Annotated in this window: 9 protein-coding genes; 5 read left to right on the plus strand and 4 right to left on the minus strand. The window is 70.1% G+C overall.

Annotation, left to right across the window (positions count from 1 at the left end):
- Together B4M60_RS01990 and B4M60_RS01995 are read right to left on the minus strand one after the other, a co-directional pair.
- The coding region (locus B4M60_RS01990) for an alpha/beta fold hydrolase (protein ID WP_291079788.1) at positions 1 to 840 on the minus strand (840 nt) is incomplete at its 3' end.
- Between the two features lie 56 nt (positions 841 to 896).
- A complete protein-coding gene (locus tag B4M60_RS01995) occupies positions 897 to 2,144 on the minus strand; it encodes a cytochrome P450 (RefSeq protein WP_291079790.1) in 1,248 nt (415 codons plus the stop codon).
- 172 nt (positions 2,145 to 2,316) lie between these two features.
- On the opposite strand from B4M60_RS01995, the gene B4M60_RS02000 reads away from it, so the two are divergent.
- From B4M60_RS02000 to B4M60_RS02015, 4 genes are all read left to right on the plus strand, one after another.
- Positions 2,317 to 3,483, plus strand: a complete 1,167-nt coding sequence (locus B4M60_RS02000) for a steroid 3-ketoacyl-CoA thiolase (protein WP_291079792.1) — start codon at positions 2,317 to 2,319, stop codon at positions 3,481 to 3,483.
- A 1-nt stretch (position 3,484) separates the two neighbouring features.
- Entirely contained in the window at positions 3,485 to 4,072 is a 588-nt protein-coding gene (locus B4M60_RS02005) for a GNAT family N-acetyltransferase (RefSeq protein WP_291079794.1), read from the plus strand.
- On the plus strand, positions 4,069 to 4,572 hold the full coding sequence (locus B4M60_RS02010) for a nitroreductase family deazaflavin-dependent oxidoreductase (protein ID WP_414646709.1): 504 nt from the start codon (positions 4,069 to 4,071) through the stop codon (positions 4,570 to 4,572). The genes B4M60_RS02005 and B4M60_RS02010 overlap by 4 nt, the downstream gene beginning before the upstream one ends.
- Positions 4,573 to 4,832: 260 nt before the next feature.
- Positions 4,833 to 6,164 (plus strand): hypothetical protein, encoded by a 1,332-nt coding sequence (locus B4M60_RS02015; RefSeq protein WP_291079796.1) that lies wholly within the window; start codon positions 4,833 to 4,835, stop codon positions 6,162 to 6,164.
- An 84-nt stretch (positions 6,165 to 6,248) separates the two neighbouring features.
- Here B4M60_RS02015 and B4M60_RS02020 read toward each other — a convergent pair whose 3' ends face one another.
- Together B4M60_RS02020 and B4M60_RS02025 are read right to left on the minus strand one after the other, a co-directional pair.
- The gene (locus B4M60_RS02020; protein WP_291079797.1) at positions 6,249 to 7,166 is read right to left on the minus strand and encodes an SDR family oxidoreductase; all 918 of its coding nucleotides are present in this window, start codon (positions 7,164 to 7,166) and stop codon (positions 6,249 to 6,251) included.
- A gap of 46 nt (positions 7,167 to 7,212) precedes the next feature.
- Entirely contained in the window at positions 7,213 to 8,019 is an 807-nt protein-coding gene (locus tag B4M60_RS02025) for an SDR family oxidoreductase (protein WP_291079799.1), read from the minus strand.
- Positions 8,020 to 8,096: 77 nt separating this feature from the next.
- Here B4M60_RS02025 and B4M60_RS02030 point away from each other — a divergent pair.
- On the plus strand, positions 8,097 to 8,291 hold a 195-nt coding region (locus B4M60_RS02030), incomplete at its 3' end, for an enoyl-CoA hydratase-related protein (RefSeq protein WP_291079801.1).

An 8,291-nucleotide genomic window follows, 5' to 3' on the forward strand; every position in this document is an offset into this window, starting at 1 on the left:
CCGGCCGTGGAAGCCCTCGAGGTCGGGGTCGTGCTCGGAGTAGAGGAAGTAGAACGGCACGGGGTTGGTCTGGCGCTCGAAGCCCTTGCGCGCGGCCCACGACACGTCCATCGCCCGGTACCACTGCAGGGGCCCGGCGAACCCGGTGCGCGCGTACTCGGCCTCGTAGATGTCCATCTCCTCCACCGAGAGCCACGCCCACGGCAGCGGCGGCGCCTGGGGAAGCGCCTCCAGGTAGGTCGTCCCCGGGGGGTGCTGCCAGACGTCGAGGTAGTGGTAGTCCGCGGACAGGGCCCAGAACACGCGGGTGAGGAACTCGCGCTCGCGACCGGCGAGGTCGGCCTCCGCGACGCCGGGTTGGGCGAAGTAGTGCAGGTGGAGGAAGTGCTTCTCCGCCATCGCCGCCGAGCCCTCGAGCGGGGAGACCGACCCGGCCGTGCCCATGAACGGGTTCTCCATGCCGATCACCGCGCGGACCCGCCCCGGTTCGAGGTGGCAGGTGTCGTAGGCGACGCCGGCCCCGAAGTCGAAGCCGACCAGGACCACGCGGTCGGCGCCGGCGTCGTCGCAGACGGCCAGCACGTCGTCGACGACCTCCCGCGGCGCGTACGCCGTGACCTCGGCGGGGGCGTCGGAGTGCCCCATCCCCCGCAGGTCCGGGGCGATCACCCGCCAGCCGGCCTCGGCCAGCACCGGGATCATCCGGTGCCAGGTGAACCAGAAGTGCGGGAAGCCGTGGAGGAGGACCACGGTGCCGAGCGGCGCGCCGTCACCGGGGGGCTCCTGCACCACGTAGTGGAGGCGGACGCCGTCCCTGTGGACGACTCGATGCGCGGTCATGGTTCCACCCTGCCCACTTCACTCGTCCGCTCGATGGATTTCCGGGAGAAACCGGCTCAGCTGTGACCCATGGGGCACTTGAAGTCGACCGGCCACTCGGTGATGCCGTTGAGCCAGCCGGAGCGGATCCGCTTGTGGTCGCCCAGCGCCTCGAGGTTCGGCATGTGGTCGGCGATGGCGTTGAAGATCAGCTCGATCTGCAGCCGGGCCAGGTTGGCGCCGATGCAGTAGTGAGGCCCGTTGCCACCGAAGCTCAGGTGCGGGTTGGGGTCCCGGAGGATGTTGAAGGTGAAGGGGTCCTCGAACACGTCCTCGTCGAAGTTCGCCGAGCCGTACATGATGGCGGCGCGGTCACCCTTCTTCATGGTGACGCCGCCGATCTCCACGTCCTCGGTGGCGGTGCGCTGGAAGGAGGAGATGGGCGAGGCCCAGCGGAGGATCTCGTCGTACGCGGTCTCGGGCCGCTCCTTCTTGAACAGCTCCCACTGGTCCGGGTTGTCGAGGAAGGCGATCATCCCGTGGGTGGTGGCGTTGCGGGTGGTCTCGTTGCCGGCGACCGCCAGCAGGACCACGAACCAGCCGAACTCGTCGGCGGTGAGCTTCTCGCCGTCGATGTCGGCCTGGATGAGCTTGGTCACCAGGTCGTCCCGGGGGTCCGTCTGCCGCTTGGTGGCGAGCTCCTGGGCGTAGGAGAGGACCATGGCGTTGGCGATCTGCGACTCCTCCACCTTGCCCGGCACGTCGTAGCTGGTCATCTGGTTGGACCACTCGAAGATCTGGTGGCGGTCCTCCAGCGGGATGCCGATGAGCTCGGCGATCGCCTGCAGCGGGAGCTCGGAGGCGACCTCGGTGATGAAGTCGCCGCTCCCCTTTGCCGCGGCCGTCTCCACGATCACCCTGGCCTTCTCCGCCAGATGGTCACGCATCTTCTCGATGTTCCGCGGGGTGAAGCCCTTGGAGATCGTGCGGCGGTACTTCTTGTGCTCGTCGCCGTCCTGGTTGATGAACAGCAGGCGGGTCAGCTCCACGATCTCGCGCTCGGTCCCGGGAGCGAAGCGCGGGATGGCGGTGTTCTCGAAGGTGGAGAACACCTCGTTCGTGCGCCGCGAGATCTCCTTGACGTCCTCGTGCTTGGTGACCACCCAGTAGCCGTGGTCGTCGAACCCGTCGGCCCCGGGCTCGTTGGCGCACCACCAGATCGGCTCGGTCTTCCGCAGGTGCGCCCACTCGGGATGCGGGAGCCGCTTCTCGTAGAGCTCCGGGTCCGTGAAATCGAATCCCGCGGGGATGGTGACTGTCTGCACTGGCACTCCTTGACGGCGTCGGTTGCGTCTCGTGCTCGGCGACCGACGAGGCCGGGATACTGCGAACCCGGCAACCGAGCGGTAATCTAGAACACGTTCCACCGAGCATACTAGAACACGTTCACCCCCGGGCCACCTGTTTCTTCAGTCCCGCTTCTCCGGAAGGACCACCATGGGAAATCCCGTCATCGTCGAGGCAGTGCGGACCCCGATCGGCAAGGCACGCGGCGCCCTGTCCGGCCTTCATCCCGCACATCTGTTGGGCGCCTCCCAGAAAGAGGTCATCCGCCGCGCGGGGATCGACGCCTCGCTGGTCGAGCAGGTGGTGGGCGGCTGCGTGACCCAGGCCGGGGCGCAGGGCAACAACGTCACCCGCGGCGCGTGGCTCGCGTCCGGATTGCCGTGGCAGACGGCGTGCACGACCATCGACTGCCAGTGCTCCTCCGCGCAGCAGGCCAACCACTTCATCGCCAACCTCATCCACGCCGGCGCCATGGACGTCGGGATCGCCTGCGGCGTCGAGTCCATGAGCTGGCTCTCGCTGCGCGCCGCGGTCGGCGACGGCTCCAACGGCATGCCCCGCCCGGACGACTGGACCGTCGACCTCCCGGACCAGTTCACGGCCGCCGATCGCATCGCCGACCGCCGGGGCATCACGCGCGCCGACCTGGAGGAGCTGGGCGTCCGGTCCCAGGCCAATGCGAAGCGCGCGTGGGAGGAGGGCCGGTTCGATCGCGAAACCTTTGCCGTCGTCGCCCCCGAACGCCTCAAGGACGGCACCTACACCGGCGAGACGGTGACCGTCACCCGCGACCAGGGCCTGCGCGACACCACCGCCGAGACCCTGGCCGGCCTCAGGCCCGTGATCGAGGGCGGCATGCACACCGCCGGCACCTCCAGCCAGATGTCCGACGGCTCGGCCGCGGTCCTGCTCATGGACGAGGACGTCGCCAGGGCGCACGGCCTCAAGCCCCGGGCTCGGATCGTCCACCAGGCCCTGGTCGGCGGCGAGCCCGAGTACCACCTCGACGGCCCCGTCCAGGCCACCCAGCGCGTGCTCGACCGCTCGGGGATGTCCATCGCCGACTTCGACCTCTTCGAGTGCAACGAGGCCTTTGCCTCCGTCCTGCTCAGCTGGGCGCAGGTCCACGGGCCGGACATGGACAAGGTCAACGTCAACGGCGGCGCGATCGCGATCGGTCATCCCGTCGGCAGCACCGGGTCTAGGCTCATCACCACCGCCCTGCACGAGCTCGAGCGCACGGACGGCGAACGCGCCCTCATCACGATGTGCGCGGGCGGCGCCCAGGCCTCGGCGAGCATCATCGAGAGGATCTGACATGAGCAACGACGTCATCGAGGCGGCGGCCGGCCGGCGGCGCGAGGTGTTGGCGGCCATCGCGTCCGCCAACGGCGCCGGGGACGCGGCCGACGCGATCGCACGGCTGCTGGACGTGCCCGTCGAGCAGGCACGCGAGGTCCTCCGGGCCCCGCTGGAGTCGTTCGTCGGCAACGCCACCGACCAGCCCGCCTACGAGGAGTCGCGCGGTTTCGCGCTGCACCCGTTCGGGGACTCCGAGGACCACAAGGATCTCTTCCACGCCCGCTCGACGGACGAGACCTCGGCGACCGGCGGCACGTGGGATCAGGACAAGACCGAGCAGGAACGCCGGGAAGGCCTCAAGCGGATGGAGGCGGAGTCCGCGATGTGGTTCGTCGCGGTCGACACCTCGCGCGACGCGCACGTGGGACTGGTCTTCGGCGAGCAGGTCGACGACGGCGACGTGGACGTCGCGATCTGGATCCGACCGGAGGAACGCAAGAAGGGCTTCGGCCTCCTGTCGCTCAAGGAGATCCGGCGCGAGCTGGCGGCGTTCTTCCCGGGCAAGCACGTGATCGTCCGCGCCCCCCTCTCCGGCAACAAGTGACCGACGGGCAGCCCCGCCCGGAGACGGGCGTCGACGACCCGCGGCGTGGTGCGCCGTGGGTCGTCGGGGTGATCAAGGTGATGTCGCGGGTCAACACCTGGGCCTACCGCGTGACGGGCGGCCGGGTGGGTGGCTCGTGGCGGGTGGGGTCGGCGCTGCGGGCGCCGGTTCCGGTCTGCCTGGTGACCACGACGGGGCGGAAGACCGGCGAGCCGCGAACCGTCCCGTTGCTCCACCTTCCCGAGGGCGACCGCGTCCTGCTGGTGGCGTCCCAGGGCGGGCTCCCCTCCCACCCGCAGTGGTACAAGAACGTCCTGGCCGACCCGAACGTCACCGTTCAGGTGGGTCGCCGGACGCGCCAGATGACGGCGAGGGAGGCGACACCCCGGGAGCGTGCCGAGCTCTGGCCGAGGCTCGTCGAGCGGTACTCCGACTTCGCGTCGTATCAGGCCAACACGAGCCGGGTCATCCCCGTGGTGATCTGCGAACCCCGCGCCTGACGCGGTCCGGCCGGAGCCATCCAGCTCGCCAGTTACTTCGCCTACCTATCTCATCGATACTATTTTCGGCTAACAAAGTCGAAAATTCTGGTCACATGAGACACATTTCGCCACGTCCGCCCCACGCGTCCCCGTACCTGAGGAAACCCTTGACACCTCCTGGGCCTGAGAGGACTCTTATGTCAGTCAACACACCGGGTCGGGGAAGTCACGATCTCCCAGTGGCCCGAGGGGATCGCTCACATTGAAAGGACCTCCCAATGAGGAAGTACACACGGGCCGCAGCGGTCGCCGCAACGGCGGCCATCGCCATCTCCGGGGCCACCGGAACGGCGAACGCCCAGAGCGGTGACAGCTCGTTGCCCACCGGGGTGAGCCTTGGCAGCGTGCTCGACGCGATCGGGGTCGACGACCTCGGCGCGCTCGTCCAAGGCCTTCTGGGGACGCTCACCGGATCCGCCGGCGAGGCCTCCGGCTCGGGCGGCGAACTCGCCGGAGGATCTGGGGACCTCAACCCGCTCGCCGGCTCGGAGGCCTTCAATTCTGCCGAGCTCCCCGAGCTCAGCCTCTCGCCGCTCGGGGGATCCTCGACGCTCCCGGAACTCAGCACCAGCCCCCTCGCGGGCTCGTCCACCCTCAGCTCTGACCCGCTGTCCGGTTCCTCCGCGCTCCCCACCGATCTCACCGGCTCCCTCGGCACGGTCCCGCTGAGCTCCGAACTCCTCGGCGGCTCAGCGGCCCTGCCCACCCTCAGCTCCGATCCCCTCGGCGGCTCGGCGACGTTCGACTCCTCCGATCTCGCCCCCCTGGTCGGGTCGGAGGAGATGGCACCCCTGTCCACCAACCTGCTCGGCGGCTCGGCGACGTTCGACTCCTCCGATCTCGCCCCGCTCACCGGGTCCGAGGGCATGGGTTCCTCCGGCTTCGGCTCGGATGGCATGTCCCCGCTGTCCACCGAGCTCAACCTGCTCGGCGGGTCTGCCGAGCTTCCCGCCCTGTCCTCCAACTTCCCCGACGGGTCCACCGAGGGCATCGGCGGCTCGGCCGAGCTCATCGGCGAGGGAGTCTCCGGATCGCTGACCAACGGCTCTGCCGGTGACATCACCGGTCCGCTGGGCGGGTCGATCACCGACGGTGGCTCGCTCGCTCCGATCGTCGGCTCGGTCTCCGAGTGCGGCATCTGTGAGGCGGTCGCGGGTTCCATCACCGGGACCAACGGCTCGCTCACCGGCGAGAGCGGATCCACCGGCGGCAGCGCCGACGTCCTCACCGGGTCCTTCGGGGAGCTGACCGGAGTCAACGGCTCGCTCACCGCGCTCACCGGCTCGCTGGAGAACGGTTCGATGATGAGCACCATGTCCACCAACACCGGATCGATGGTGGGGACCGGCGCCTCGCTGGAGAGCCTCGCGAGCCTCGGCGAGGGTGGCGCGGGCAGCCTGCTCCCCGTGGTCGCTCTGACCGCCTCTGCCGGTGCCGCCGCGCTCGCTGCCGGTGTGGCCAACGGGACGATCGTGCTTCCGCCGCTCCCGTTCCCGCTGCCGATGCCGATCGCCGGGTTGCCGGTCCTCCCGGACAACGGCCGGGGCTGACCCTCAGCACCCGCCAGGACTGACGGCGAGAGCCCCGCACCGAGGAAGGTGCGGGGCTCTGACCGTCTCGCCGGACGGCTCGGGTCAGCGCGCGCCGTACACCGGCACCGGGGTGGGTGACTCGGCCAGCAGACGCGGGACGACCTCACCGAGTTCGGCGGGCTCCCACTTCGCCCCCTTGTCCTGGGATGCGGCGCGCTGCCATCCGTCGCAGATGGTGACCTTCCCGCCCTCGACCTCGAACACCCGGCCCGAGACCTCGGCGGACTGCTCGGAACCGAGCCACACGACGAGCGGCGAGACGTTGGCCGGATCCATGGCATCGAAGGACCCGTCTTCTGGCGCGGCCATCTGGGAGGCCATGCCCTCGCCCGCCGAGGTGGTCATCCGGGTCCGCGCGGCGGGGGCGATCGCGTTGGCGGTGACGCCGTAGCCCTTCATCTCGGCCGCGGTCTGGATGGTGAGCAACGCGATGCCCGCCTTGGCGGTGGCGTAGTTGCCCTGACCGACGGAGCCGAACAGCCCTGCGCCGGACGAGGTGTTGATCACCCGGGCCGCGCGGGGGCGGCCTGCCTTGGACTCCGCGCGCCAGTACTCGGCCGCGTGACGCAGCGGCGCGAAGTGCCCCTTGAGGTGCACGCCGATCACGTTGTCCCAGTCGTCCTCGCCCATCCCGACGAGCATCTTGTCCCGGAGGAAGCCGGCGTTGTTGACCAGCACGTCGAGCCCGCCAAAGGTCTCGATGGCCTGCTGGACCAGCTCGCGGGCGCCCTCCCAGGAGGAGATGTCGTTCCCGTTGACCACGGCCTCGCCACCGGCGGCCCGGATCTCGGCCACGACCTGCTCCGCCGGGGACTCCCCCACGTCCGAGCCGTCGAGCCCGGCGCCGAGGTCGTTGACCACGACCCTGGCGCCCTCGGCGGCAAAGGCGAGCGCGTGCTCACGCCCGATGCCCCGGCCGGCGCCGGTGACGATCACGACGCGTCCGTCGCAGATTCCCATGTGTGTCTCCTTCATAAGGTCGAGCCAGGTGGTCGGTACGTGAACGTCAGTGCGCGTTCTGGGCGGTGGACGCCGAGAGGAACGCGGGCTTCTCGCCGCCGCCGTGGACCAGGAGTTCGGCTCCGGTGATGTAGGCGGCCAGCGGCGAGGCGAGGAAGGCGGCCGCCAGACCCACGTCCCGCGGGTCCGCCATCCGCCCCATGGGGATGGTGGCGTCGACGGCGGCCACGCCGTCGGCGTCGCCGTAGTGCAGCTCGGCGAGCTCGGTCTTGACGGGGCCGACGACGACGGAGTTCACGCGCACCGCCGGGGCCCATTCCACGGCAAGCGACCCGGTGAGCGAATCGATGCCCGCCTTGGCGGCGCCGTACGAGGCGGTCCCGGGCGAGGGCCGGTGGCCGGAGACGGACGAGATGTTGACGATCACCCCGCCGATCACCCCGCCGGTCGCGCCGCCGGCGGTACCGGGGGCGGTCATCACGCGGTGCGCCTCCTGCGCCACGGTGAGCGCGGAGAGCAGGTTGAGCGCGACGATCTTGGCGTGGAAGTTGGCGCTGGCGTCGGCCGCCAGCGCGAAGGGCGCACCGCCGGCGTTGTTGACCACCACGTCCAGTCGGCCGTGTCGCTCGACGATCGCGTCCACCATCGCGGCGACGGCCGCGGGGTCCCGGAGGTCGACGGGGTGGAACTCCAGCGCGGCGACGTCCGAGCCTTCGTCGGCGGGGCGCCGGGCGCAGGTGATCACCACGGCGCCCGCCTCGCGGAAGACCCTGCTGATGCCCGCACCCACGCCGCGGACGCCGCCGGTGACGAGCACGACCTTCCCCGCCAGACCCAGATCGATGTCACTCATGCGTGCTAGCCTACCAAGCAAGCGTTTGGTTAGTCACCCGCCCGCTCCCAGCAGCGGCGGGGTGCGAAGGGAGCACCATGGGCATCACCGTCGACAAGGGCGCAGACGGCATCGCCACCGTCACCGTCGACTATCCCCCCGTCAACGCCATCCCCTCCGCGGGCTGGTTCGAACTCGGCGAGCAGATCCTCGCCGCGGGGCGCGACCCCGAGGTCCACGTCGTGATCCTCCGGGCCGAGGGCCGCGGGTTCAACGCCGGCGTGGACATCAAG

The sequence above is a fragment of the Dietzia sp. UBA5065 genome (genome assembly GCA_002415925.1).
Classification (GTDB): Bacteria; Actinomycetota; Actinomycetes; order Mycobacteriales; family Mycobacteriaceae; genus Dietzia.

What these genes read in the sequence shown, in the direction of transcription:
- B4M60_RS02000 (WP_291079792.1), top strand. Translation starts at nt 2,317, where the DNA reads ATGGGAAATCCCGTCATCGTCGAGGCAGTGCGGACCCCGATCGGCAAG.
- B4M60_RS02005 (WP_291079794.1), top strand. Translation starts at nt 3,485, where the DNA reads ATGAGCAACGACGTCATCGAGGCGGCGGCCGGCCGGCGGCGCGAGGTG.
- B4M60_RS02015 (WP_291079796.1), top strand. Translation starts at nt 4,833, where the DNA reads ATGAGGAAGTACACACGGGCCGCAGCGGTCGCCGCAACGGCGGCCATC.
- B4M60_RS02020 (WP_291079797.1), bottom strand. Translation starts at nt 7,166, where the DNA reads ATGGGAATCTGCGACGGACGCGTCGTGATCGTCACCGGCGCCGGCCGG.
- B4M60_RS02025 (WP_291079799.1), bottom strand. Translation starts at nt 8,019, where the DNA reads ATGAGTGACATCGATCTGGGTCTGGCGGGGAAGGTCGTGCTCGTCACC.